21 protein-coding genes are annotated in these 25,116 nt (G+C 71.3%); 13 read left to right on the top strand and 8 right to left on the bottom strand.

Features of this window, described 5'->3' with window-relative positions:
- Positions 1 to 176: 176 nt before the first annotated feature.
- The gene (gene cobT / locus PUR53_RS09600; RefSeq protein ID WP_329901238.1) at positions 177 to 1,289 is read right to left on the bottom strand and encodes a nicotinate-nucleotide--dimethylbenzimidazole phosphoribosyltransferase; all 1,113 of its coding nucleotides are present in this window, start codon (positions 1,287 to 1,289) and stop codon (positions 177 to 179) included.
- A 163-nt stretch (positions 1,290 to 1,452) separates the two neighbouring features.
- On the opposite strand from cobT, the gene PUR53_RS09595 reads away from it, so the two are divergent.
- Positions 1,453 to 2,382 carry a class I SAM-dependent methyltransferase gene (locus PUR53_RS09595; RefSeq protein WP_329907992.1) on the top strand — a complete coding sequence of 310 codons (930 nt, stop codon included), beginning with the start codon at positions 1,453 to 1,455 and terminating at the stop codon, positions 2,380 to 2,382.
- Here the strand turns inward: PUR53_RS09595 and PUR53_RS09590 are convergent.
- Positions 2,371 to 3,573, bottom strand: coding sequence for a bifunctional adenosylcobinamide kinase/adenosylcobinamide-phosphate guanylyltransferase (locus tag PUR53_RS09590; protein WP_329901240.1), 1,203 nt, complete (start codon positions 3,571 to 3,573; stop codon positions 2,371 to 2,373). The two genes, PUR53_RS09595 and PUR53_RS09590, sit on opposite strands and share 12 nt — an antisense overlap.
- Before the next feature lie 123 nt (positions 3,574 to 3,696).
- On the opposite strand from PUR53_RS09590, the gene PUR53_RS09585 reads away from it, so the two are divergent.
- The gene (locus tag PUR53_RS09585; RefSeq protein WP_319248135.1) at positions 3,697 to 3,909 is read left to right on the top strand and encodes a hypothetical protein; all 213 of its coding nucleotides are present in this window, start codon (positions 3,697 to 3,699) and stop codon (positions 3,907 to 3,909) included.
- Between the two features lie 273 nt (positions 3,910 to 4,182).
- Here PUR53_RS09585 and PUR53_RS09580 read toward each other — a convergent pair whose 3' ends face one another.
- Both PUR53_RS09580 and PUR53_RS09575 read right to left on the bottom strand, forming a co-directional pair.
- Positions 4,183 to 4,818: a class I SAM-dependent methyltransferase gene (locus PUR53_RS09580; RefSeq protein WP_443078305.1), complete on the bottom strand. Its 636-nt coding sequence runs from the start codon at positions 4,816 to 4,818 to the stop codon at positions 4,183 to 4,185.
- Between the two features lie 158 nt (positions 4,819 to 4,976).
- Positions 4,977 to 5,606: a DUF3043 domain-containing protein gene (locus tag PUR53_RS09575; protein WP_179202528.1), complete on the bottom strand. Its 630-nt coding sequence runs from the start codon at positions 5,604 to 5,606 to the stop codon at positions 4,977 to 4,979.
- 309 nt (positions 5,607 to 5,915) lie between these two features.
- Between PUR53_RS09575 and PUR53_RS09570 the strand changes: the two genes are divergently transcribed.
- From PUR53_RS09570 to PUR53_RS09545, 6 genes are all read left to right on the top strand, one after another.
- Entirely contained in the window at positions 5,916 to 6,716 is an 801-nt protein-coding gene (locus PUR53_RS09570; protein ID WP_060884980.1) for a PspA/IM30 family protein, read from the top strand.
- Between the two features lie 34 nt (positions 6,717 to 6,750).
- Positions 6,751 to 7,029 (top strand): PspA-associated protein PspAA, encoded by a 279-nt coding sequence (gene pspAA, locus PUR53_RS09565; protein ID WP_329901241.1) that lies wholly within the window; start codon positions 6,751 to 6,753, stop codon positions 7,027 to 7,029.
- Positions 7,030 to 7,151: 122 nt separating this feature from the next.
- Entirely contained in the window at positions 7,152 to 8,384 is a 1,233-nt protein-coding gene (locus PUR53_RS09560) for a sensor histidine kinase (protein ID WP_329907991.1), read from the top strand.
- Between the two features lie 57 nt (positions 8,385 to 8,441).
- Entirely contained in the window at positions 8,442 to 9,131 is a 690-nt protein-coding gene (locus tag PUR53_RS09555) for a response regulator transcription factor (RefSeq protein WP_329901243.1), read from the top strand.
- Between the two features lie 214 nt (positions 9,132 to 9,345).
- Positions 9,346 to 12,465 (top strand): efflux RND transporter permease subunit, encoded by a 3,120-nt coding sequence (locus PUR53_RS09550; RefSeq protein ID WP_329907990.1) that lies wholly within the window; start codon positions 9,346 to 9,348, stop codon positions 12,463 to 12,465.
- 131 nt (positions 12,466 to 12,596) lie between these two features.
- Positions 12,597 to 14,939 carry a serine/threonine-protein kinase gene (locus PUR53_RS09545; protein ID WP_329907989.1) on the top strand — a complete coding sequence of 781 codons (2,343 nt, stop codon included), beginning with the start codon at positions 12,597 to 12,599 and terminating at the stop codon, positions 14,937 to 14,939.
- 22 nt (positions 14,940 to 14,961) lie between these two features.
- On the opposite strand, the gene nadA is transcribed toward PUR53_RS09545, so the two are convergent.
- Positions 14,962 to 16,146, bottom strand: a complete 1,185-nt coding sequence (gene nadA, locus PUR53_RS09540; RefSeq protein WP_239753544.1) for a quinolinate synthase NadA — start codon at positions 16,144 to 16,146, stop codon at positions 14,962 to 14,964.
- 296 nt (positions 16,147 to 16,442) lie between these two features.
- Between nadA and PUR53_RS09535 the strand changes: the two genes are divergently transcribed.
- Complete coding sequence (locus PUR53_RS09535; RefSeq protein WP_319236288.1) at positions 16,443 to 16,799, top strand: HesB/IscA family protein; 357 nt, start codon at positions 16,443 to 16,445, stop codon at positions 16,797 to 16,799.
- Positions 16,800 to 16,910: 111 nt separating this feature from the next.
- Here PUR53_RS09535 and PUR53_RS09530 read toward each other — a convergent pair whose 3' ends face one another.
- On the bottom strand, positions 16,911 to 18,743 hold the full coding sequence (locus PUR53_RS09530; protein WP_329907988.1) for a hypothetical protein: 1,833 nt from the start codon (positions 18,741 to 18,743) through the stop codon (positions 16,911 to 16,913).
- A gap of 84 nt (positions 18,744 to 18,827) precedes the next feature.
- A complete protein-coding gene (locus PUR53_RS09525; protein WP_329901248.1) occupies positions 18,828 to 19,037 on the bottom strand; it encodes a hypothetical protein in 210 nt (69 codons plus the stop codon).
- Between the two features lie 134 nt (positions 19,038 to 19,171).
- Here PUR53_RS09525 and PUR53_RS09520 point away from each other — a divergent pair, with 134 nt between their 5' ends.
- Positions 19,172 to 20,149, top strand: a complete 978-nt coding sequence (locus PUR53_RS09520; RefSeq protein ID WP_329901249.1) for a carbohydrate kinase family protein — start codon at positions 19,172 to 19,174, stop codon at positions 20,147 to 20,149.
- Between the two features lie 125 nt (positions 20,150 to 20,274).
- Here the strand turns inward: PUR53_RS09520 and PUR53_RS09515 are convergent, their stop codons facing one another.
- Positions 20,275 to 21,657 carry a cysteine desulfurase/sulfurtransferase TusA family protein gene (locus PUR53_RS09515; RefSeq protein ID WP_329901250.1) on the bottom strand — a complete coding sequence of 461 codons (1,383 nt, stop codon included), beginning with the start codon at positions 21,655 to 21,657 and terminating at the stop codon, positions 20,275 to 20,277.
- Between the two features lie 314 nt (positions 21,658 to 21,971).
- On the opposite strand from PUR53_RS09515, the gene ctaC reads away from it, so the two are divergent.
- Genes ctaC through PUR53_RS09500 form a run of 3 tightly spaced genes read left to right on the top strand, consistent with a single transcriptional unit; the run spans position 21,972 to position 25,095 of the window.
- Positions 21,972 to 22,964, top strand: coding sequence for an aa3-type cytochrome oxidase subunit II (gene ctaC / locus PUR53_RS09510; RefSeq protein ID WP_443078303.1), 993 nt, complete (start codon positions 21,972 to 21,974; stop codon positions 22,962 to 22,964).
- Complete coding sequence (gene ctaD, locus PUR53_RS09505; protein WP_329901252.1) at positions 22,961 to 24,700, top strand: aa3-type cytochrome oxidase subunit I; 1,740 nt, start codon at positions 22,961 to 22,963, stop codon at positions 24,698 to 24,700. Before ctaC ends, ctaD begins: the two co-directional genes overlap by 4 nt.
- Positions 24,697 to 25,095: a cytochrome c oxidase subunit 4 gene (locus tag PUR53_RS09500; protein ID WP_033528182.1), complete on the top strand. Its 399-nt coding sequence runs from the start codon at positions 24,697 to 24,699 to the stop codon at positions 25,093 to 25,095. Before ctaD ends, PUR53_RS09500 begins: the two co-directional genes overlap by 4 nt.
- The last annotated feature ends 21 nt before the right edge of the window (positions 25,096 to 25,116 follow it).

The following is a 25,116-nucleotide window of genomic DNA, read 5'->3' as shown; positions in this document are numbered from 1 at the left end:
TAAAGAAGTTGAGCGCCGCCCGAGTGATCCCGATTACTCCGGGTTCGGCGTCGGGTGAGGGTGGGTGGGGGCGACGAGAAGCACGGGGCGCAGCCCCTGCTTTTCAGGGGCGCGGGGAACTGCGCGAGCAACCCCCACCCACCGGCACCCGACAACGCACCTTCCGGCCCCCGAACCTAGGTCGCGTCGTACTCCTCCCCGAGGTTCTTCTCCTCGGCGCCCGACTGCGCCGTTTCCCCCGCGCCTTCCCCCTCGGGGAGCTCCGCCGCCAACGCCGCCGCGGCCCGCACCAGCGGCAGCGCCAGCAGCGCGCCCGCCCCTTCGCCCACCTTCACCCCATGGTCGAGCAGCGGCTCGATCGCCATCCGGTCCAGCGCCTTGGCCTGCGCCGGCTCCCCGCTGCCCTGCCCGGCCAGCCACCAGTCCGGCGCCCGGAACGCGACCCGCTGGGCGACCAGCGCACACGCCGCCGACACCACACCGTCCAGGATCACCGGCGTCTTCCGCACCGCGCTCTGCAGCAGGAACCCGGTCATGGCGGCGAGGTCCGCCCCACCCACGGTCGCCAGCAACTGCAACTGGTCCCCGAGCACCGGCCGGGCCCGCCGCAGGGAGTCCCGTACGGCCGCGCACTTGCGCATCCACGCCAGGTCGTCGATCGCCCGCCCGCCCCGCCCGGTCACCACGGACGCGTCGGTCCCGCACAGGGCGGCGACCAGCACCGCCGCCGCGGTGGTCCCCCCGACACTCACATCACCGAGGACGACGAGGTCGGTCCCGGAGTCCGCCTCCTCGTCCGCGAGGGCGACGCCCACCCGGAACGCCTCCTCCGCCTCCTCCGCCGTCAACGCGTCCTCGACGTCGATACGGCCCGACCCGCGCCGCACCCGATGCCGTACGACCTCGGCGGGCAACGCCTCCGGGTCGCAGTCGAGCGCGAGGTCCACCACGCGGACGGGGACACCGAGCTGCCGGGCCAGCACCGCCACCGGGCTGCTGCCGTCCAGAACGCCCCGCACCAGCTGGTCCGCGGTGCCCGCGGCCCGTGCGGAGACACCGAGTTCGGCGATCCCGTGGTCACCAGCGAACAGCAGCGCCCGGGGCCGTTCGATCGGCCGCACCGGCACGGCCGACTGCGCCGCCGCCAGCCACTCACCCAGTTCGTCGAGGCGGCCCAGCGCCCCGGGCGGCACGATCTGCCTCTCCCGCCGCGCCTCGGCGTCGCGGCGCACCCCGCCGTCGGGGCGCTCGATCAGATCGGTGAAGTCGTCGAGATTAAGCGAGCTCATTCGCCGAACAGTACCGGCAGGGATCGAACACGACCGCGCCACACCATGACCCCGCGACGCACGTACGTCCCACCGCGCCACCGGCACGTCATTGCACCGAGGACCAGGCTCACGTACGTACCTTTTTGGGGCGAATGTCCCTACGTCGCCCCCAGGAGCCGCCATGTCCCCCACCCCGCGGCCGGAGCCCGGCCCACTCGCGCCGGGAGTCGACCCCTTCCACGAACCGCGCCGGGACGACTGTCCGTGGTGCGGCTCGCGGCAGTTGCGTACGCGGGTGCGCGCGCCGGAGGGGCGGCGGCGCATGCCGGGCACGTTCGTGGTGGACGAATGCCGGGACTGCGCGCACGCCTTCCAGAACCCCCGGCCCACGGCGGACGGGCTGCTCCTCCGGTACCACCGGCACGCCGTCGAGGACGACCTCGGCGCGGACCCCGTCGGGAGACGGCGCCGTCGGCATCTGCGAGGCGCCGCCCGAGCGCTGCTGCCGTACCCCGAACCGGAGAGCTGGCTCGACGTCGGCACCGGACACGGCCACTTCCCGGAGGCCGCGCGCGCGATCCACCCGTACACCTCCTTCGACGGCCTCGACCCGACCCCGCGCGTCGACCGGGCCTGGGAGGCCGGGCGCGTGGAGGAGGCGTACCGGGGCCTGCTCACCGACCCCGGGATCACCGCGCGGCTGCGCGCCCGCTACGACGTGGTGAGCATGCTCCACCACCTCGAACACACCGCCGACCCGCGCGAGGAACTGCGTGCCGTCCGCGCGGTGCTGCGCCCCGGCGGCCATCTCCTCCTCGAAGTCCCGGACCCGGCACGCCCGTTCGGCGCGCTGCCCGGCAGGAACCGACGTCTGTGGAAGCCGCACGACCGCCCCCGCCCCCTGCACCTCGTGCCCCTGCGCAACCTGCTCGCCGAACTGCGCTCGCTGGGCTTCGAGATCCTCACGGCCCGCCCGTGCACCCCTCTCCCGCCCCGCGCGCACCGCATCCTCGCGCGCCGCACCACGCCACCGACCGCCCCCGCGACACCCCGAGCGCCGAAGGCGGAACGGGCCGAACGGGCCGAGCCGGCCGACCCCTCAACCCCGTAGCGCCAGGGCCTGCCCCGCCACCACCAACAGCACGTGCTCGCACTCGTTCGCGAAGGCCGCGTTCAGGCGCCCGAGTTCATCGCGGTAGCGGCGCCCGGACGCGGTGGCGGGGACGATGCCGGAGCCGACCTCGTTGGAGACGGCGACCAGGGTGCGGCGCGTGTGCCGTACGGCGTCGGTGAGTTCGGTGACCCGCGCCCGGAGCGCGCGCTCCCCGCCCCCGGCCCACTCCGCGTCGTCCCACGCCCCCACCGCGTCCATGGCGTCCGTCAGCCACAGCGAGAGACAGTCGATGAGGAGCGGTGCCCCGTCGTCCTCCTTCAGCAGCGGGACGAGGTCGCAGGTCTCGACGGTGCGCCACGACCCGGGCCGCCGCTCACGGTGGGCGGCGACCCGCTCGGCCCACTCCCCGTCGCCGCCCCGCAGCCCGCCGGTCGCCACGTACAGGACGTCCGGGAACGCCTCCAGCCGCCGCTCGGCCTCCACCGACTTCCCGGACCGCGCCCCGCCGAGCACCAGCGTGCGGCGCGGCACATCGGGTACGTCCTCGTAGGCGCCGACCGCCAGCGTCGTCCCGTCCGGCACGGTGCGCGCGCCCGCCGCCGCGAGCCGCCGCGGCAACTCGCCGTCCGGCGGCACGTCGTGGTCGATGTGCACCGCCAGGACATCGGTCGTCGGGCCGACGGCCCCCGCCGCGCGCAGCCGCGCCAGCGCGTCGGGCCGCCCCAGCACATCGAGGAGGACCATGTCGTACGGCTCCGACCGCTCCTCCAGACCGGCGGGCGCGCCCCCCGGCGGCAGGTACAGCAACCGCCGGCCGCCCGGACCGGTCACCGCGTACCCGGTGCCGGGCGCGTCCAGGGCCTGCGCCCGCACCCGGTGCCCGGTCAGCAGCGACAGCTCCCGCCCGTCCGGCACCCGCGCCGGCTGCGGCAGCCCCGTCGGCACCTCCACGGCGGGTCCGTCGTGCGGGTGCGACAGCATCACCTGCCGCACCCCGGTGAGCGTGCGCCCGGCGCGCGCGGCGGCGAAGGCGGCGCCCGGAGTGAGGTCGAGCAGCAGTGCGCCGTCCACGAGCAGCGCGGTCGCCCCGCGCGCGGCCTCACCGAGCGCGGTCGCGCACACCGCGCACGGACAGTCGGGGCGGGGGAGTCCCGCGGGGGCGCCGGTGCCGAGCAATGTCAGTTCCACAGCGACCATTTTCCCGCGTCCGGATGAACACCCGCAGATCTTGCGCGTCCGACTAGGCTCAGGGGGAACCGGATCTTGCTCGGTGCCGTGTGCGGTGCCGGGCCGGTACTTACGGAGGCTCACATGGCGGCATGGACGTGGCGTTTCGAGAAGGCCGACGGGACGGAGGTCCAGCCCGCGGTCCAGCCCGAGGAGTTCACGACCCAGGGGGATGCCGAGTCGTGGATCGGCGAACACTGGAAAGCGCTTCTCGAGGGCGGCGCCGATCAGGTTCGCCTCTTCGAGGACGCGACGGAGATCTACGGCCCGATGAGCCTGCACGCGCAGGACGCGTAGCGCTCCGCGACGGGGCGGGGCCTCTACTCGGGACTCCGCCCCGACCCCGCGGAAGAGCTCGGGGGTTCGGGGTTCGTCGGCGGGTGCGGGTCCGGTGGGGCTTCTCGCGCAGTTCCCCGCGCCCCTAAAAGCAAAAAGCACGGGGCGCAGCCCCTGCTTTTTGTGGGGCGGGGGTAACTGCGCGACCAGCCCCCACCGGACGGACGTCTGGGGGTCGAAGGGGCGCAGCCCCTTCAGGATGGGACGGGTAGGGGCGGCGGGGGCGAGAAAGACTCAGCCGCGCACACCACACAGGTGCAACAACGCCGCCACCTGCCGATAGGGATCCGTCCGCCCAGCCCGCTCCTCCGCCGCGAGCAACACATCAAGATCCCCCACCCCCTCCGGCACCCCCGCGTCATCCGCCGCCAGATCCGTGAACACCCGCACCCCGTACCACGCGTGCAACGGCGCCCCGATCCCCGCCAGCGCATCCGTCAGGACGTCCAGCCGATCCGCCCGCACATCCAACCCGAGCCGATTCCGGTACGCGGTGGTGTCGAACGCGGCCAGCGCCCCGGCCCAGTCCCCGGCGAGCCCCGCCCGCATCGCGAGCGCGTCACCGTTGCGCACGAGCAGGGACAACAACCCGCCCGGCGCCAGCATCCGCGCCAGCCCGGCCAGCAGGGCGTCGGGCTCCTCGACGTACATCAGGACCCCATGACAGAGCACCACGTCGAAACTTCCCGGCAGGAAGTGCACCCCGGTGTCCCGGCCGTCGCCCTCGACGATCCGCATCCGCCCGCGAATGCCCTCGGGCTCGGCGGCGACTGCCTCCCGGGCCACGGCGATCAGCTTCGACTCGCGCTCGATCCCGGTCACCGCGTGCCCGGCCCGGGCCAGCCGCAGCGCCTGCGTGCCCTGCCCCATGCCCACGTCGAGCACCCGGAGCCGCTGCCCCACGGGGAAGCGCCCGGCTATCTGCTCGTCGACCTGGCGGGAGACCAGCTCCTGTCGTACGACCTCACGCAGGGTGCCCAGTCGGTCCAGCCATGCCTGCGCGGCACCTTCGGAGAAAGGGGTCGTGCTCAGGGCCGCTCTCCGCGCTTGACCTGCGGCTTCGGCAGCCGGAGGCGACGCATCTGGAGCGTGCGCATCAGGGCGTAGGCCACGGCGCCCTTCTTGTTCGCGTCAGGGAAGCGCTCGTTCAGCTGCTTCTTCAGACGGAACCCGAGGCTGATCGAGTCGACCACGATCAATACGATCACGAAGAGCCACAGCAGGAGCGCGACGTTCTGCAGGGAGGCCACCTGCACCATGCTCAGCACGAGGATGATCACGGCCAGCGGCAGGAAGAACTCCGCGATGTGGAAGCGCGAGTCCACGTAGTCACGGGCGAACCTGCGGACCGGACCCTTGTCCCGCGCCGGCAGATACCGCTCGTCACCGGTGGCCAGCGCCTGGCGCTGCTTCTCCATCGCGGAACGGCGCTCGTCGCGGGAGCGCTTGGCGGCCTCCTTGCGCGTCGTCGGCGTATTGGCGACGCTTCGGCGCTGCCCCTGGGCCACACTCCGCTTCGGAGTGGGGCGACCCTTGGGGGCCTGCGGGTGACGGGTCTGCTGGGAGTCGGTCACCGGCGCCTTGTCGGCGGCCGATTCCTTCTCGTTCTTGGCGCGGCTACGGAACACAAAACCCAAGGGTACGGGGTGCCGGGGCATGGACCCCAGCCAAGTGGGGAACGATCCGGCAACACCCGGCGTCCGTACTGGAGACAGAGCTGGGGCGACATGGGAAAGGGGGGCGCGGTGACGTCTCGACCGTAGCGGTGCTGAGGTATTCCGGGGAGCGGCCCGTACATAACCCCGGGAGACACCTACTCCCTACGCCGGAGCGGCGCCGTACACAGTCGTCCTTGGGGATGACCGCATCCGTCCCCGAACAGTGCGGTAATGGATGCAGGGCCCGTACTGTGGGTTCTGTTGCAGACCTGTGAGCTGGAGTCCGTCAGAAGGGGGCGCGCGAAGCCCATGAGCGGTGTCATGAAGCGTATGGGGATGATCTTCCGCGCGAAGGCGAACAAGGCCCTTGACCGGGCCGAGGACCCTCGCGAAACCCTCGATTACTCGTATCAGAAGCAGCTGGAGCTGCTCCAGAAGGTGCGACGGGGTGTGGCCGACGTCGCCACGTCCCGCAAGCGCCTGGAGCTTCAGCTCAACCAGCTCCAGTCCCAGTCCTCGAAGCTGGAGGACCAGGGCCGCAAGGCGCTCGCGCTCGGCCGCGAGGACCTGGCCCGCGAGGCCCTCTCGCGCCGTGCCGCGCTCCAGCAGCAGGTGACGGACCTGGAGACGCAGCACTCCACCCTCCAGGGCGAGGAGGAGAAGCTCACCCTCGCCGCGCAGCGCCTGCAGGCCAAGGTCGACGCCTTCCGTACGAAGAAGGAGACGATCAAGGCCACGTACACCGCCGCCCAGGCCCAGACCAGGATCGGCGAGGCGTTCTCCGGCATCTCCGAGGAGATGGGCGACGTCGGTCTCGCCATCCAGCGCGCCGAGGACAAGACCGCCCAGCTCCAGGCCCGCGCCGGCGCCATCGACGAGTTGCTCGCCTCCGGTGCCCTCGACGACCCGTCCGGGATGCACAAGGACGACATCCAGGCCGAGCTTGACCGCCTCTCCGGCGGTACGGACGTCGAGCTGGAGCTCCAGCGCATGAAGGCGGAGCTGGCGGGCGGCCCGTCCGCGCAGCAGCAGGCCATCGAGGGCGGCACCGGCCAGTCGGCGCCGCAGCAGCAGTCCCAGCGCCAGGACACCCCGCGCTTCGACAAGTAGCCGAGAGGCGTCTCTCGTCCCCGAGGAGGGCGACATGATCGTACGGATCATGGGGGAGGGGCAGGTGAGGCTGGACGACGTCCACTTCGCCGAACTGAACAAGCTGGACGACGTCCTCCTGGCGGAAATGGAGGTCGGCGACGGCCCTGGCTTCCGCCACACCCTCCACGCCCTCCTGGACAAGGTCCGCGAACTGGGCACCCCCCTGCCCGACGACTCCCTGGAACCCTCCGAACTCATCCTCCCGTCGCCGGACGCGACACTGCAGGAGGTCAAACAGATGCTGAGTGACGACGGCCTGATCCCGGGGTGACCATGCGTGTTGGGGGCGAGAAGCACGGGGCGCAGCCCCTGCTTCTCAGGGGCGCGGGGAACTGCGCGACCAGCCCCCACCGGCCCGCACCCGACCGACGACCCCTCACCCGGTAGACCATCGTGAGCACCTTCCAGAGGGCCAGGACCTGGCTGACCGCGCACCCCCTCGCGCTGGACGCCGCCCTCGCCGCCGGCGTCCTCCTCGCGATGGTCGCCGGTTCCTTCGTCGATCCCCACGCCGACCACGGTGACAAATGGGGCGCCCGCACCCCCGGCGCCCTCAGCATCGCGCTGATGGTGCCGGCCGCCGCCGTCCTCGTCGCCCGCCGCCGTGCCCCCATGGCCGTGCTGGCCGCGACCTGCGCCCTCACCGTCGCCGAACTGGTCACCGGCGACCCGCGCGCGCCCGTCGCGATGTCCGCCGTCATCGCCCTCTACACCGTCGCGTCCACCACCGACCGCCCCACCACCTGGCGTGTCGGCCTGCTCACGATGACCGTGCTGACGGGCACGGCCATGCTCGCCGGTCCGCTCCCCTGGTACGCCCAGGAGAACATCGGCATCTTCGCCTGGACCGGCATGGCTGCCACGGCGGGGGACGCGGTCCGCAGCCGCCGCGCCTTCGTGCACGCCATCAGGGAGCGCGCCGAACGGGCCGAGCGGACGCGTGAGGAGGAGGCCCGCCGCCGGGTCGCCGAGGAACGCCTGCGCATCGCCCGTGACCTGCACGACGTCGTCGCCCACCACATCGCCCTCGTCAATGTGCAGGCCGGGGTCGCCGCGCACGTCATGGACAAGCGGCCCGACCAGGCCAAGGAGGCCCTCGCCCACGTCCGCGAGGCCAGCCGCTCCGCGCTGGGCGAACTCCGCGCCACGGTCGGTCTGCTGCGCCAGTCCGGCGACCCCGAGGCGCCCACCGAACCGGCCCCGGGCCTGGTCCGGCTCGACGAACTCGTCGGCACCTTCCACAGCGCGGGCCTCGCCGTCGAGGTGGTCCGCGCCGACGAGGGCGTGAGCCTCCCCGCCGCCGTCGACCTCGTCGCGTACCGCGTCATCCAGGAAGCCCTCACCAATGTGCACAAGCACGCGGGCGAGGCGGCGAAGGCCGAGGTCAGCGTCGTACGCGTCGGCCCGAACGTGGAGATCACCGTCCTCGACAACGGCACCGGACAGCCGGCGACGCACGACGAGAACGAGGCGGGCGGCGGGCACGGTCTCCTCGGTATGCGCGAACGCGTCGCCGCGCTCGGCGGCACCCTCACCACCGGCCCCCGCTACGGCGGCGGCTTCCGGGTCCATGCGATCCTGCCGCTCAAGACCCGAACCGACGCCGCGGAAACCGTACGACCGTGAGCCGCACGGTCGCCGCGGCGGCCGTACGACCATGACCAGTGCCCCGGGGGAGCCCGTATGACGATCCGTGTCCTGCTCGCCGACGACCAGGCGCTGCTGCGCAGCGCGTTCCGGGTGCTCGTCGACTCGGAGGCGGACATGGAGGTGGTGGGGGAGGCCTCGGACGGGGCGGAGGCGGTGCGGCTCGCGAAGGAGGAGCGGGCGGACGTCGTGCTGATGGACATCCGGATGCCCGGCACGGACGGACTGGCCGCCACCCGCATGATCAGCGCCGACCCGACGCTGGCCCAGGTCCGCGTCGTCATCCTCACCACCTTCGAGGTCGACGACTACGTCGTGCAGTCGCTGCGGGCCGGTGCCTCCGGCTTCCTCGGCAAGGGCTCCGAGCCGGACGAACTGCTGAACGCGATCCGGGTCGCCGCAGGCGGGGAGGCACTGCTGTCGCCCACCGCCACCAAGGGCCTGATCGCCCGCTTCCTCGCCCAGCCGGACGGCTCGGCCGACGGCGAGGGCGGAGCCGCCGCCCGCTCGGAGCGGCTCGCCACCCTGACCGGTCGCGAGCGGGAGGTGCTCGTCCAGGTCGCCGGCGGGCTCTCCAACGACGAGATCGCCGAGCGGCTGGAGGTGAGCCCGCTGACCGTGAAGACCCACGTCAACCGGGCCATGGCGAAGCTCGGCGCCCGCGACCGGGCCCAGCTGGTCGTCTTCGCGTACGAGTCGGGCCTGGTACGACCGAGGGTGGACTGAGAGCCGTCGGGGACTACTCCACTCGGAGTATGCGCGGCATAAGGAAATGGCCCTGGGGAGCGAGGGAACAGGGGCCCCTGATGGCCCAGGGTATGAGGTGAGCGCTCACATCCGCTTCACACGGGCGACATGGGGGATCCACGCCGACAGCGGCGGCCCCATGTGGCATGGGCGTTCGTCACCCGCTCACGCCACAGAAGAGAGACCCTGACCCATGTCCTGGCTGTCCCGGTTCAGCCTCGCACAACGGGCCCTTGTCGGTCTGATGTCGATCATCGCGCTCGTCTTCGGGGCGATCGCGATACCCCAGCTCAAACAGCAGCTGCTGCCCACCATCGAACTGCCCATGGTGTCCGTGCTCGCCCCCTACCAGGGCGCGTCCCCGGACGTGGTCGAGAAGCAGGTCGTCGAGCCCATCGAGGACAGCCTCGAAGGCGTCGACGGCATCACGGGCGTCACCTCCACCGCCAGCGAGGGCAACGCCCTGATCATGGCGTCCTTCGACTACGGCCCCGGCACCGACCAGCTCGTCGCCGACGTCCAGCAGGCCGTCAACCGGGTCCGGGCGCAGCTGCCGGACGACGTGGACCCGCAGGTGATCGCCGGCTCGACGGACGACATGCCGACCGTCGTCCTCGCCGTCTCCGCGGACCGGGACCAGCAGGCCCTCGCGGACCAGCTCGACCGGACCGTCGTGCCCACACTGGAGGGCATCGACGGCGTCGGCCAGGTCACCGTCGACGGCGTTCGGGACCTCCAGGTCACCGTCACCCCCGACGACGCGAAGCTCGCGAAGGCGGGCCTGACCACGATGGCCCTCTCGCAGGCGCTCCAGGCCGGCGGCGTCACCGTCCCCGCGGGCTCCTTCGACGAGGACGGCGCCAACCGCACCGTCCAGGTCGGCGGCGGCTACACCTCGCTGGAGCAGATCGAGAACCTGATGGTGCGCGGCGAGGGCGCCAAGAAGCCCGTACGGCTCGCCGATGTCGCCGCCGTCGAGGAGGAGCAGGCCAAGGCCGACTCCATCACCCGCACCAATGGCGAGCCGAGCCTCGCGGTCATGGTCACCATGGACCGCAACGGCAGCGCGGTCGCCATCTCCGACGCCGTCGAGGACAAGCTCGCGGACATGCGCCGCGACCTGGGCGCCGGCGCCACCGTCACCGTGGTCAGCGACCAGGGCCCGGCGGTCGCCAAGTCCATCGACGGGCTGACCACCGAGGGCGCCCTCGGCCTGGTCTTCGCGGTCCTGGTCATCCTGGTCTTCCTGGCGTCGATCCGCTCCACCCTCGTCACCGCGGTCTCCATCCCGCTGTCGGTGGTCCTGGCGCTGATCGTGCTGTGGACCCGTGACCTCTCCCTCAACATGCTCACCCTCGGCGCGCTGACCATCGCCATCGGCCGGGTCGTCGACGACTCGATCGTGGTGCTGGAGAACATCAAGCGCCACCTCGGCTACGGCGAGGAGCGCGAGGAGGCCATCCTCAAGGCGGTCCGCGAGGTCGCCGGCGCGGTCACCTCCTCCACCCTGACGACGGTCGCCGTGTTCCTCCCGATCGGCCTCACCGGCGGCATGGTCGGCGAGCTGTTCGGCAGCTTCTCGCTGACCGTGACGGCGGCCCTGCTGGCCTCCCTCCTGGTCTCGCTGACCGTGGTCCCGGTGCTGTCGTACTGGTTCCTGCGCGCCCCGAAGGGCACCCCCGAGGACGCCGACGAGGCGCGCCGCAAGGCCGAGGAGAAGGAGGCGAAGAGCCGTCTCCAGCGCTTCTACGTCCCGGTCCTGCGCTTCGCCACCCGCCGCCGGCTGACCAGCCTGGCCATCGCCGCCGTCGTTCTGATCGGCACGTTCGGCATGGCTCCGCTGCTGAAGACCAACTTCTTCGACCCCGGCGACCAGGAAGTCCTCAGCCTCAAGCAGGAGTTGAAGCCCGGCACCAGCCTCGCGGCGACCGACGAGCAGACGAAGAAGGTCGAGAAGCTGCTCGCCGGCACGAAGGGCGTCAAGGACTACCAGGTCACTGTCGGCTCCTCCGGTTTCATGGCCGCGTTCGGCGGGGGCACCGACACCAACCAGGCCTCGTACAGCGTGATGCTGGACGACTCGGCCGACGCCGCCGGTGTGCAGGAGACGATCGAGAAGGGCCTCACCGGGCTCTCCGGGATCGGTACGACGACGGTCGCGGTCGGCGACGCCTTCGGCAGCCAGGACCTCAGCGTGGTCGTGAAGGCCGCCGACGCCGACGTTCTGCGCAAGGCCGCCGAGCAGGTCCGTGACGCGGTCTCCACGATGGACAACGTCACCGACGTCACCAGCGACCTCTCCCAGAGCGTGCCCCGCATCTCGGTGCGGGCCACCGACAAGGCGGCCGCGGCCGGCTTCGACGACCAGACCCTCGGCGCGGCCGTCACCCAGGCCGTGCGCGGTACGACCAGCGGACGGGCGATCCTCGACGACACCGAGCGGGACGTCGTCATCAAGTCGGCGAAGCCCGCCGAGACCATCGAGGAACTGCGGAAACTGCCGCTGGGCGCGGTGAAGCTGGGCGACATCGCGGACGTCGAGCTGGTGGACGGCCCGGTCTCCATGACCCGGATCGACGGCCAGCGGGCCGCGACGATCACGGCGAAGCCCAAGGGCGACAACACCGGCGCGGTCAGCACCGACCTCACCGCCAAGCTGGACGCCCTGAAGCTTCCCGAGGGCGCCACCGCCTCCATCGGCGGTGTCTCCGAGGACCAGGACGAGGCCTTCGCCTCCCTCGGCCTCGCGATGCTCGCGGCGATCGCGATCGTCTTCATGTTGCTGGTCGCGACCTTCCGGTCCCTGGTCCAGCCGCTGATCCTGCTGGTCTCCATCCCGTTCGCGGCCACCGGCGCGATCGGTCTGCTGATCATCACCGGTACGCCCATGGGTGTCCCCGCGATGATCGGCATGCTGATGCTGATCGGCATCGTGGTGACCAACGCGATCGTGCTGATCGACCTGATCAACCAGTACCGCCGCCAGGGCTACGGCACCGTCGAGGCGGTCATCGAGGGTGGCCGGCACCGGCTCCGCCCGATCCTGATGACGGCACTGGCGACGATCTTCGCGCTGCTGCCCATGGCCCTCGGCATCACCGGCGAGGGCGGCTTCATCGCCCAGCCGCTGGCCGTGGTCGTCATCGGCGGCCTGATCACGTCGACGCTGCTGACGCTCCTGCTGGTCCCGACCCTCTACACGATGATCGAGATCCGCAAGGAGCGCCGGGCGAAGAAGAAGGCCCTGAAGCGCGACGGCGCGGCACCCGCCCCCACCGAGCAGTCGGAGGAGCCGGAGCCCGCCGGGGTCTGACACCACAGAAGGTCCAGGGCGGCCGGGTCGCGGAACCGAGAGGTTCCGCGACCCGGCCGCCCTGCGTCGCCTTACGTATCCTGTGCCTCGAACTGCTTGTCGGGCTGCTTGTCGGGGGGAGGGACCAGGGCGTGCCGCTGCGCAGCGACGACCCGAGATCGGTCGGCGGGTACAAGGTGGTCGACCGGCTCGGCAACGGCGGCATGGGCGTCGTCTACCGGGCGAGATCCCGCTCCGGCCGCGAGGTCGCCGTGAAGGTGGTGCACGCCCAGTACGCCCAGGACGCCGTGTTCCGCAGCCGGTTCCGCCAGGAGATCGACGCCGTCCGCAAGGTCAGCGGCGCCTTCACCGCGGCGGTGGTGGACGCCGACCCGGAGGCGGAGCGCCCCTGGATGGCGACCCAGTACGTGCCCGGCCGCTCGCTCGCCCAGCGGATCCGCGACCAGGGCCCCCTCCTCCTCACCGAGTTGCGCCCCCTGGCCCTCGGGCTGGTGGAGGCGCTGCGGGAGATCCACCGGGCCGGTGTGGTGCACCGGGACCTCAAGCCGGCCAACGTCCTGATCGCGGACGACGGCCCCCGCGTCATCGACTTCGGCATCTCCCGCGCGGCGGAGAACCTCGCCCTGACCGAGACCGGCCAGATGATCGGCACCCCGCCGTTCATGTCCCCGGAACAGCTCACCGACGCCCGCACGGCGGGCCCCGCCTCGGACGTGTTCTCGCTGGGGACCCTGCTGGTGTTCGCCCTCACCGGGCGTGGCCCCTTCGACGCGGACAGCCCCTATCTGACGGCCTACCGGGTGATCCACGACGAACCCGTACTGGACGGGGTGGACGCGCCGCTGCGCACCGTACTGGGGCGCTGCCTGGCCAAGGAGGCCACCGACCGCCCCGGACTCGACGAACTGGCACAGGAGTTCGAGGCCGCCCTGCCGGAACCGGAGCCCGGAGGCCTGCCGCCGGCGCCCCGGCGCGAGGAAGCCGCGGCCGCCGCCACGGAGGTTCACCTGGACACCGGGCCGGGCGAGGAGATCCGCCTGGGCGCCGAGCCGGGCGAGGAGATCCGCCTGGGGACGAAGCCGGGCGGTGAGGTCCGGCTGGGGACGGGGCCGGACGCGGATCCGAGTCCGCGGCCCGCCCGCCGACGCCGTCTGAGGCCCCTGCTCGCAGCGACCGGCACCGTCGGCGCGCTGGTCCTCGGCCTGACCGCCTATCTGCTGGGGCCGGGCGGCGCGGACACGACCGACACGGCGGCCCCCGCGCCGACCCCGACCTCCCGCTGGACGGCACCGCCCACCGGCTGGAAGCCCTGGCAGACGACGCTGTTCGCGACGGCGGCGGCGGGCACACGCCGGGCACTGCCCGCGAAGGACGGCCACAACGGCGGCGCCCCCTCCTGTCAGGTGCACGGGAAGGACGTCTACTGCGGGGGCTCGGGAGTCCTCCCGGTCCGCGTCGACGGCCGTACCGGCAGGACGGTCTGGCGCGCGGGCATCGCGCCGACGACCACCGAGCGGGACCGGTACTACGCCGGTGTCCTCGGTGTCCGGGACGGCACCGTCCTCGTGCAGCAGACCGTCTTCAGCGGCGAACCCGTGGTGGACCCCGTCGATCTCATCGCCCTCGACGCGGACACCGGTGAGCGGCTGTGGACCCGTCGGGTGGGCAGCACCGACATCGCCCCGGCCGTGACCGGCGACCTCGTCCTCACCGCCGAACCCGACGGCGTGACGGTCACGGCCCGTTCGCCGCGCACGGGCGCCGAGCGCTGGTCCCTGCCGATGCCCGCCGGCCACCACTGCGTGTTCACCACGGCCGGAGCGGGCACCTACGCGCACTGCCGGCCGGTGACCCGGGACGCCAAGGCGGCGAACGCGGAGTCCCGGGTCCTGGTCGTGGACCGCGCCGACGGTTCGGCCAGGACCGTCGAGGTGCCGCTGGACAGCGTCCTCGTCGGTGTGAAGCAGGGAGCCCTCGTCCTGGTCGTGGACAACACCGAGTACACCGACGCGACCCGCGGCAGCGACCCGACGTACGACACGGTCCTGCTCCTGGACCCGGAGGCCGGCACCCGGGTGACGACGAAGCCGGGCGAGAACGGGCGGGGCCGGGCGGCCCTGATGGGCAGTGTGCTGGTGTTCACCCGGTCCAACGGCCAGGTGACCGCCGTGTCACCGCACACGGGCGAGTTGCTGTGGCGGAGCAGGACCAGTCTGGAACGGCCGGGCGAGCCCGGGTACGACGCCGCGACGGACACGTTCTACCTGGCCAGCGCCACCGGCAGGGTCGCGGCGCTCGACCGGCTCAAGGGCACCCTGCTGTGGGAGACGCTCCCGCGGACCACGCCGACCTGGTCCGTGCAGGGTGCTTCCTGGGTGGCACCCCACGAGGGAGCGTTGGTCGCGGCCGCCCCCGACGGCACCCTCTTCTCCCTCGACCCCGCCCACCCCGACCGGGAGCCCGTGTCGGGGTGAGCGGGACGAAGCGGTACGGGGGTTACGGCAGCGCCAGCATCCGCTCCAGTGCCAGCTTCGCGAACGCCTCGGTCTCCTTGTCGACCTCGATGCGGTTGACGAGGGTGCCCTCCGCGAGGGACTCCAGGGTCCACACCAGGTGGGGCAGGTCGATGCGGTTCATCGTCGAGCAGAAGCAGACCGTGCGGTCGAGGAACACGATCTCCTTGCCCTCGGGAGCGAAACGGTTCGCCAGTCGCCGCACGAGGTTCAGCTCGGTGCCGATGGCCCACTTCGAACCGGCGGGCGCGGCCTCCAGTGCCTTGATGATGTACTCGGTCGACCCGACGTAGTCCGCCGCCGCCACGACCTCGTGCTTGCACTCGGGGTGGACCAGCACGTTGACGCCGGGGATGCGCTCCCGTACGTCGTTCACGGACTGCAGGCTGAAGCGGCCGTGGACCGAGCAGTGGCCCCGCCACAGGATCATCTTCGCCGCCCGCAGCTGTTCGACGGTCAGGCCGCCGTTCGGCTTGTGCGGGTTGTAGAGGACACAGTCGTCGAGCGACATGCCCATGTCCCGCACGGCGGTGTTGCGCCCCAGGTGCTGGTCCGGCAGGAACAGGACCTTCTCGCCCTGCTCGAAGGCCCAGTCCAGGGCCCGCTTCGCGTTCGAGGAGGTGCAGATCGTGCCGCCGTGCTTGCCGGTGAAGGCCTTGATGTCGGCGGAGGAGTTCATGTACGAGACGGGCACGACCTGCTCGGCTATGCCGGCCTCGGTCAGCACGTCCCAGCACTCGGCGACCTGCTCGGCGGTGGCCATGTCGGCCATGGAGCACCCGGCGGCCAGGTCGGGCAGGACGACCTTCTGGTCGTCGCCGGTGAGGATGTCGGCCGACTCGGCCATGAAGTGCACACCGCAGAACACGATGTACTCGGCCTCGGGGCGGGCCGCCGCGTCGCGGGCCAGCTTGAAGGAGTCGCCTGTGACGTCCGCGAACTGGATGACCTCGTCGCGCTGGTAGTGGTGGCCGAGCACGAAGACCTTGTCCCCGAGCTTCTCCTTGGCCGCGCGGGCGCGCTCCACGAGATCGGGGTCGGACGGGGAGGGGAGGTCACCCGGGCACTCGACACCCCGCTCGCTCCTCGGGTCGGCCTCGCGGCCGAGCAGCAGCAGGGCGAGGGGCGTCGGCTGTACGTCGAGCTCCTGGGTCTGGGCGGTGGTCACGACACGCACCCTTTCTGTTCTGCGGCTCGCCGCCCGGGGGAGGGTCGGCGGGACATTCGGGCTATCCTTTTCGTCGAATTGACGTTATCTATCATAACCGCTTCACGTCACGTTGACGATGCCCATAGCGTCGATGTGACATGAATCCCGGCGCGGAGTTCGGGGCGGGTTCCACCGGCCATGTGCGAGCATGAAGAGAGACGCGCACGAAATTCCGCGCGGCCCGGAATGAATCCGGGGCCCCGGCGGTTGCAATCGTCGGCAAGCAGTCTCCGTACAACCCGGGAGAGATGTAGATGTCCGTATCGGACGAGACCGGCACCGTCACCGACGGCATCATCGTGACCGACGCCGCCGCGGCCAAGGTCAAGGCCCTGCTCGACCAGGAAGGCCGTGACGATCTGGCGCTGCGCGTCGCCGTTCAGCCCGGCGGCTGCTCCGGCCTGCGCTACCAGCTCTTCTTCGACGAGCGCTCGCTCGACGGCGACGTCCAGAAGGACTTCGACGGTGTGAAGGTCGTCACCGACCGCATGAGCGCTCCGTACCTCGGCGGCGCCACCATCGACTTCGTCGACACCATCGAGAAGCAGGGCTTCACCATCGACAACCCGAACGCGACGGGTTCCTGCGCCTGCGGCGACTCCTTCAGCTGAGCCCCGCCCGCGCGGTGGCGCCACGCGCGCCAGTGGTACGACGAAGGCGGCGACCCCCTCCGAGGGGGTCGCCGCCTTCGTCGTACCACTGGCGTCCTCGTACCGGGGCGGCTACCGGGGCTCCATCTCCCCGATCCCACCCTCCGGGATCGTCGCGCCGTCCGAGCCGACCACCTTCCGGTCGCCCAGCGGCTCGTCCAGCGACACCGTCCGCTCCACCACCTTGGCGATCATGATGCAGACCTTGCCCTCCCTCGGGGTCTCGGTCACGGTGACCTTCACCTCGCCCGGCTCCTCGCTCACCGAGGCCGCGTAGTCGCTGCACACGCCGCCCCAGAAGGACACGGTCAGCTCGTCGCCGTCGACGGTGTAGCCCTGCACCTTCACCTTGTGCGAGGACGAGTCGGTCGGCGGTGTGTCACCCGGCTCGCCGGGCCGCTCGGTCGGCTCCGAACGGGACTCGGGAGCGGCCAGGTACGCGGGGTCGACCGCCGGATGCGTCACCGTGTAGCTGTCCCCGGCCCCCGCCGGCCGCACCTCGAACATCCACGACGGCACCAGCGCCGGGCGACCGTCCACCGCGTGCGACGCGAGCCCGAACACCGCGTTCTCGACGGTGACCGGCTCCGGCTTCGGCAGCGCGGTCGTCCGCTCGCACGGCGTCTCGTCCGCCACGACGGTCCCGCTCTCCCCGGCCGCCCCGTTCTCGCCCGCCAGCGGTACGGGACCGGTGCAGCCGCCGATGCCGCCGCGCTCGGTGTCGACGCCCTGGCCCGAGCCGTTCAGCAGCTCCAGTGCCCGTTCCGCGTCGACGACGGGGTACGTGTCGCTCTTCACCGGCGACTTCAGGTTGCCGCTGCCGCCGACCACCTGGCCGTCGGCGCCGACCTGGACTCCGGTCGACCAGCCGTACGTGGGCAGTCCACCCACCTCGGGATCGGCGTTCACCACGCGTACGGCGCCCATGAGCTGACCGGCGTCGAGCTTGGCGTCGTCCTGGCCGACGGCCTTGAGGACGGGGGCCGCCGCCTTCCTGGCGACCGCCTCGCTCACCGGGTCCCCGCCCTCGGCGGTGCCCGACGTGCAGACGTCGACCTTCTGGCAGTTGTCGGTGCCGGGCGTGTACCGGTTGAACGTCCAGGTCCCGGGCGCCTGCTTGTTCACCCGCAGCACCGGCCCCGAACCGTCCCCGGCCGCACCCACCCGCCAGGCCTCGCCCTCGGCCGTCGGTTTGCCCTCCACCCCGAGGGCCTTCGCCAGCCGCGCGACCTCCGCGGCCGTCACCTCGCCCTTGACCAGGTGCACCGCGGCGGAGCCGGGCCCGTCGGGCAGATCGCCGGCCGCGCGGTAGGTCACCCCGTTGGGGTCCGGTTCACCGGGCGCGATGCCGTTCGAACCACCACCGGCGTACCCGTCGAGCGCGAGCGGCGGGGGAGTGCCGTCACCCCCGGGCGAGCCGGACCCACCACCGGACCCACCGGACGAGGTCGACGCGAGGAGCGCCCCGCCCCCGCCGACCACCAACACGGCGGCGACCACGGACGCCACGACCAGCCGCGACCGCGAACGCTGCGAACGCCCCGGGCGCGCGGCGGGGTCGCTCTGTGGGGAGGGGGAGGGAGCGGAAGCCGAATCGGAAGCGGTAGCCGGAGCCGGAGCCGCATCGGCAGCCGGAGCCGGAGCCGGAGCCGCATCGGCAGGTTCCTCCGCCTTCTCCGGCTTCTCCACCTCTTCGGCCTTTTCGGCGCCCTCAGCCTCCGCTGCGGCGTCGGCCTTCCCGGCGCCCTCAGTCTCCCCTGCGGCCTCGGCCTTACCGGCACCCTCGGCCGCCCCAGTCGCCTCGGCCTCGGGGGCCTCGTCCCCGGCAGCCCCGAGTCCCTCCGTGGCGTCGGGCTCCGGGCCCTCGGCCGGGTTCTCGGGGGTGTCGGGTCGTTCGGAGTTCACCGCATCGCTCCTTCGGCAGGTCGTACGCCGCCTCCCCTATACGGGGGACAGCGATGGGACGCGGCGGAGGAGCCGACGGTTCCCTCAGTCGCCGTACTCCGGCATCGCGTCCACCAGCCGCGCGGACGTCACCGGCACCGTCACCCCGTGAATGAGCGAAGGAGACACCGGAGCCGTAATGACCTTCGCGGGGGCCGCCCAGTGCGGAACCATCCGGGCGCAGTCGCCACGCAGCGCCGCGAGGCCGCCGTCCGGGTCGAACGGGACGGTGCCGTGGATCTTGGGGTTCGTCATAACGGCACCGTACGCACCGGAAACCCCACGAAGAAAGACCTACTATCGGGTAGTTTCGCCTGCTTCAGCGCACGCGGACGACCCGGTAGCGTGAACTGTCAATCCCCCTCCCTTCGCAGGAGTGTGTCCTCGCCGTGCGTATCGCAGTCTCCGGCTCCATCGCCACCGACCATCTGATGACCTTCCCGGGCCGCTTCGCCGACCAACTCGTCGCGGACCAGCTGCACACGGTCTCCCTCTCCTTCCTCGTCGACCAGCTCGACGTACGCCGAGGCGGTGTCGGCGCCAACATCGCGTTCGGCATGGGACAGCTCGGCACACGGCCGATCCTGGTCGGCGCGGCGGGCGCCGACTTCGACGAGTACCGCGCGTGGCTCGACCGGCACGGGGTGGACACCTCCTCCGTGCGCATCTCCGAGACGCTGCACACGGCCCGCTTCGTGTGCACCACGGACGCCGACCACAACCAGATCGGCTCCTTCTACACCGGCGCGATGAGCGAGGCCCGCCTCATCGAGCTGAAGACCGTCGCCGACCGGGTCGGCGGCCTCGACCTCGTCCTCATCGGCGCGGACGACCCGGAGGCGATGCTCCGCCACACCGAGGAGTGCCGCTCCCGGAACATCCCGTTCGCGGCGGACTTCTCCCAGCAGATCGCCCGCATGGACGGCGACGAGATCCGGATACTGCTGGACGGCGCCACGTACCTCTTCTCCAACGAGTACGAGAAGGGCCTCATCGAGTCCAAGACCGGCTGGTCGGACGCGGAGATCCTCGCGAAGGTCGGCCACCGGGTGACCACGCTCGGCGCGCGCGGTGTCCGTGTCGAGCGGGCCGGTGAGGACCCCATCGAGGTCGGCTGCCCCGAGGAGGAGCGCAAGGCCGAGCCCACGGGGGTCGGAGACGCGTTCCGCGCGGGCTTCCTCTCCGGGCTGGCCTGGGGTGTCTCGCTGGAGCGGGCGGCGCAGGTCGGCTGCATGCTCGCCACGCTCGTGATCGAGACGGTGGGGACGCAGGAGTACGCATTGCGCCGGGCGCACTTCATGGACCGGTTCGAGAAGGCGTACGGGGACGAGGCGGCGGCGGAAGTGAAGAAGCACCTCGGCAGTTGACGGGCCGCGACCACTCGTCTGCCGGGTTCGGTGCGTTGTCGGATGCGGGTTCGATGTGGCTGGTCGCGCAGTTCCCCGCGCCCCTGAGAGAGGCCTTCGGCCTCACCTCAGGGGCGCGTCGTCCCCTAGCTCACCCTGCGCACCACATACGCCGAACCCCGCTCCGCCGGCTCTTCCCCCACGTACTCCTGGCCCCGCATCTCGCACCACGCCGGGATGTCCAGGCGGGCCGCCTCGTCGTCGGAGAGGACGCGGACGGTGCCGCCGACCGGGACGTCCCCGATCACCTTGGCCAGCTCGATGACAGGGATCGGGCACCGCTTGCCGAGGGCGTCCACGACGAGGGCGTCCTGTTGTACGGCCGTCACAGCGGCGGTCACCGGCGCCCCCAGCTTCTCCCGTACCGCCGCGACCGCCCCCGGCAGCACGGACAGGAACCGCTCGACGTCCTCGGCCGCCGCCCCCGGCGGCAACGACACCCGGACGTTCCCCTCGCTCAGCACCCCCATGGCCCGCAGCACATGGCTGGGCGTCAGCGTGCTGCTCGTACAGGAGGACCCGGAGGAGACGGAGAAACCCTCGCGGTCCAGCTCGTGCAGCAAGGTCTCCCCGTCGACATAGAGACAGGAGAAGGTGACCACTCCGGGCAGCCGCCGCTCCGGGTCGCCCACCACCTCCACGTCCGGCACCAGCGCCGGCACCCGCGCCCGGATCCGCTCCGTCAACTCCCGCAGCCGTACGGCTTCCTCGGCGGCCTCCGCCCGTACGGCCCGCAGCGAGGCGGCGGCCGCCACGATCGCCGGGATGTTCTCGAAGCCGGCCGCCCGCCCCGACTCCCGCTCGTCGGCGGGCCCTTGCGCCGCGAACCGCACCCCCTTGCGGACGACGAGCAGTCCGACCCCGGACGGCCCGCCCCATTTGTGGGCGCTGCCGGTCAACACCGACCAGTCCCCGTTCACCCGCCCCCAGCCGAGCGACTGCGCCGCGTCCACCAGCAGTGGTACGCCCGCCGCCCGGCACACCTCGGCGACCTCGGCCACCGGCTGCTCGGTGCCCACCTCGTGGTTGGCGGACTGGAGGCAGGCGAGCGCGGTGTCCGGCCGCAGCGCCTCGGCGTAGGAGGACACGGCGACCGACCCCGCACGGTCCACCGCCACCCGGGTGACCGGCCCGCCATCGGCCTCGTGCACCTCCGCCGCGTGCAGCACCGAAGAGTGTTCGACGGACGACACGATCAGGTGGCGCCCCACCCGCCGCCGCCCGGCCAGCACCCCCGCGACCCCGGAGTGCACGGCCCGCGTCCCCGACGAGGTGAAGACCAGTTCGTCCACCCGGCACCCGACCGCCTCGGCGGCGGCCTCCCGGGCCGCGTCGAGCAACAGCCGGGCCCGCCGCCCCTCCCGGTACAACCGCGCGGGATCGGCCCACCCTTCGTCCAGCGAAGCCATCAGCGCCTGCCGCGCGACGGGATGAAGGGGAGCGGAGGAAGCGGAGTCGAAGTAGGCCACAACCCCACGCTATAAGCAGGGGCTGAGGGGAGCCCCCCCCGTCAGGGGCACGGGGAACTGCGCGAGCAACCACAAACAACCCGCACCCGCCAAACCGCCAGAACTCCCGAGCTATTAGGCGCACCCGACACCCCGAGTAGCCGCTACAAGTGACCCCCGGCGAGTTGGCCCCCCCTCCCCGCGCACCCCCAAAACGCGTCCAGTAGGGTTTGGTCCGCATAAACATCCAAACCCCTGCCCGACGCAGGGCGGCGACCGACCAGCGAGAAGGCCGCAGCCATACCGCGCGGGCGAGACTCTCGGGAAGGCGCTACGTGAGTCCCAACGGCTCCGACCTCCCCCACCGCCTTAAGGGCGTGGGCGGTACCCCCATGCCGCGGCGCCCGATGCGGCGGAAGCTGCTGCAGGCAATGACCGCAGGCCTGGTCCTGGCGACCGCCACCGGTTGCACATGGGAGGACTTCCCCCGCCTGGGTATGCCCACCCCGACCACGGAAGAGGCTCCGCGGATCCTCTCCCTGTGGCAGGGGTCGTGGGCGGCCGCGCTCGCCACGGGCGTGCTGGTGTGGGGCCTGATCCTGTGGAGTGCCTTTTTCCACCGGCGCAGCCGCACCAAGGTCGAGGTTCCCCCACAGACCCGGTACAACATGCCCATCGAGGCGCTGTACACGGTCGTCCCGCTGATCATCGTCTCGGTGCTCTTCTACTTCACCGCCCGCGACGAGTCGAAGCTGCTCGACACGTCGAAGAAGCCCGACCTCACGGTCAACGTGGTCGGCTTCCAGTGGAGCTGGTGCTTCAACTACATCGAGAACGTCGACGGCTCCACGGGCGACGCGAAGACCGACGAGAACCTGGCCGCCATCCCGGACCGGTTCAAGAAGGACTTCCCGGCGAACGCCGGCGGTGCCTACACCTGCGGCATCCCTGGCGACAAGAACCCGCAGACCGGCAACCCCGGCCCGACCCTCTGGCTCCCCGAGGGCAAGACGGTCCGCTTCGTCCTCACCTCGCGTGACGTCATCCACTCCTTCTGGGTGGTGCCGTTCCTGATGAAGCAGGACGTCATCCCGGGCCACACCAATGCCTTCCAGGTGACCCCCAACCAGGAGGGCACCTTCCTGGGCAAGTGCGCCGAACTCTGCGGCGTGGACCACTCGCGGATGCTCTTCAACGTGAAGGTCGTCTCCCAGGAGCGTTACGAGGAGCACCTCAAGTCGCTCGTGGAGAAGGGACAGACCGGTTACGTCCCGGCCGGTATCGAGCAGACGCAGCACGAGAAGAACCGGGAGTCGAACGTACTGTGAGCATCCTCAACGAACCTCAGGGTGCCGAGGCAGCTGGGTCCCACTACCAGGACGAGCTGCCCGTCCGGCGCCAGCGGCGTGGTGAGGTGATCGTCAAGTGGCTGACGACCACCGACCACAAGACGATCGGCACGCTGTACCTGGTCACGTCGTTCGCGTTCTTCTGCATCGGCGGCGTCATGGCGCTCTTCATGCGCGCCGAGCTCGCCCGCCCGGGTACGCAGATCATGTCGAACGAGCAGTTCAACCAGGCGTTCACGATGCACGGCACGATCATGCTGCTGATGTTCGCGACGCCGCTGTTCGCCGGATTCGCCAACTGGATCATGCCGCTGCAGATCGGCGCGCCCGACGTGGCGTTCCCGCGGCTGAACATGTTCGCGTACTGGCTGTACCTCTTCGGCTCGCTCATCGCGGTCGGTGGCTTCCTCACCCCGCAGGGCGCGGCCGACTTCGGCTGGTTCGCCTACAGCCCGCTGTCGGACGCGGTCCGCAGCCCGGGCATCGGCGCCGACATGTGGATCATGGGTCTGGCCTTCTCCGGCTTCGGCACGATCCTCGGCTCGGTCAACTTCATCACCACGATCATCTGCATGCGCGCCCCCGGCATGACGATGTTCCGCATGCCGATCTTCACCTGGAACGTGCTGCTGACCGGTGTCCTGGTCCTGCTCGCCTTCCCGGTCCTCGCGGCCGCGCTGTTCGCCCTGGAGGCGGACCGCAAGTTCGGTGCCCATGTCTTCGACGCGGCCAACGGCGGCGCGTTGCTCTGGCAACACCTCTTCTGGTTCTTCGGCCATCCAGAGGTGTACATCATCGCCCTGCCGTTCTTCGGCATCATCTCCGAGGTCATCCCGGTCTTCTCCCGCAAGCCGATGTTCGGCTACATGGGCCTGATCGGCGCGACCATCGCGATCGCCGGCCTCTCGGTCACGGTGTGGGCGCACCACATGTACGTCACCGGCGGCGTGCTCCTGCCGTTCTTCTCCTTCATGACGTTCCTCATCGCCGTACCGACGGGCGTGAAGTTCTTCAACTGGATCGGAACGATGTGGAAGGGCTCGCTGTCCTTCGAGACACCGATGCTCTGGGCCACCGGCTTCCTGATCACCTTCACCTTCGGTGGTCTGACCGGCGTCATCCTGGCCTCGCCCCCGATGGACTTCCACGTCTCCGACTCGTACTTCGTGGTGGCGCACTTCCACTACGTCGTCTTCGGCACCGTGGTGTTCGCGATGTTCTCCGGCTTCCACTTCTGGTGGCCGAAGATGACGGGCAAGATGCTCGACGAGCGCCTCGGCAAGATCACCTTCTGGACGCTGTTCATCGGCTTCCACGGCACCTTCCTCGTCCAGCACTGGCTGGGCGCCGAGGGCATGCCGCGCCGGTACGCGGACTACCTCGCGGCCGACGGGTTCACCGCGCTGAACACGATCTCCACGATCGCCTCGTTCGTGCTCGGCCTGTCGATCCTGCCGTTCCTCTACAACGTGTGGAAGACCGCCAAGTACGGCAAGCCCGTCGGCGTCGACGACCCGTGGGGCTACGGCCGCTCCCTGGAGTGGGCGACCTCCTGCCCGCCGCCGCGGCACAACTTCCTCACCCTGCCGCGGATCCGCAGTGAATCCCCGGCGTTCGACCTGCACCACCCGGAGATCGCCGCGCTCGAACAGCTCGCGCACGGTGGCCCGGCGGCCAACGAGCTCGCGACCAGCGGCAAGGAGGCCGGCAAGTGAAGGTCCAAGGCAAGATGTTCATCTGGCTGAGCGTCTTCGTCCTCGCCATGGCGATCGTCTACGGCGTGTGGTCGAAGGAGCCGGCCGGCACCACGGCGCTCTTCCTGGCCTTCGGCCTGTGCATCATGGTCGGCTACTACCTGGCCTTCACGGCCCGGCGGGTCGACGTGGGCGCGCAGGACGACAAGGAGGCCGACGTCGCGGACGACGCCGGTGAGCTGGGCTTCTTCAGCCCGCACAGCTGGCAGCCCCTCGCCCTTGGCGTGGGTGGCGCGCTCGCCTTCATGGGCGTCGTCTTCGGCTGGTGGCTGCTGTACTTCTCCACCCCGATCATCCTGATCGGCCTGTGGGGCTGGGTCTTCGAGTACTACCGCGGCGAGAACCAGAACCAGTAGCGGCGCCCCTAGCACGCACCG

The organism is Streptomyces sp. SP18BB07 (assembly GCF_036322545.1).
Taxonomy (GTDB): domain Bacteria; phylum Actinomycetota; class Actinomycetes; order Streptomycetales; family Streptomycetaceae; genus Streptomyces; species Streptomyces deccanensis.
Note: the sequence above shows the minus strand (reverse complement) of the source record. Positions and strands in the feature narration are given on the sequence as shown.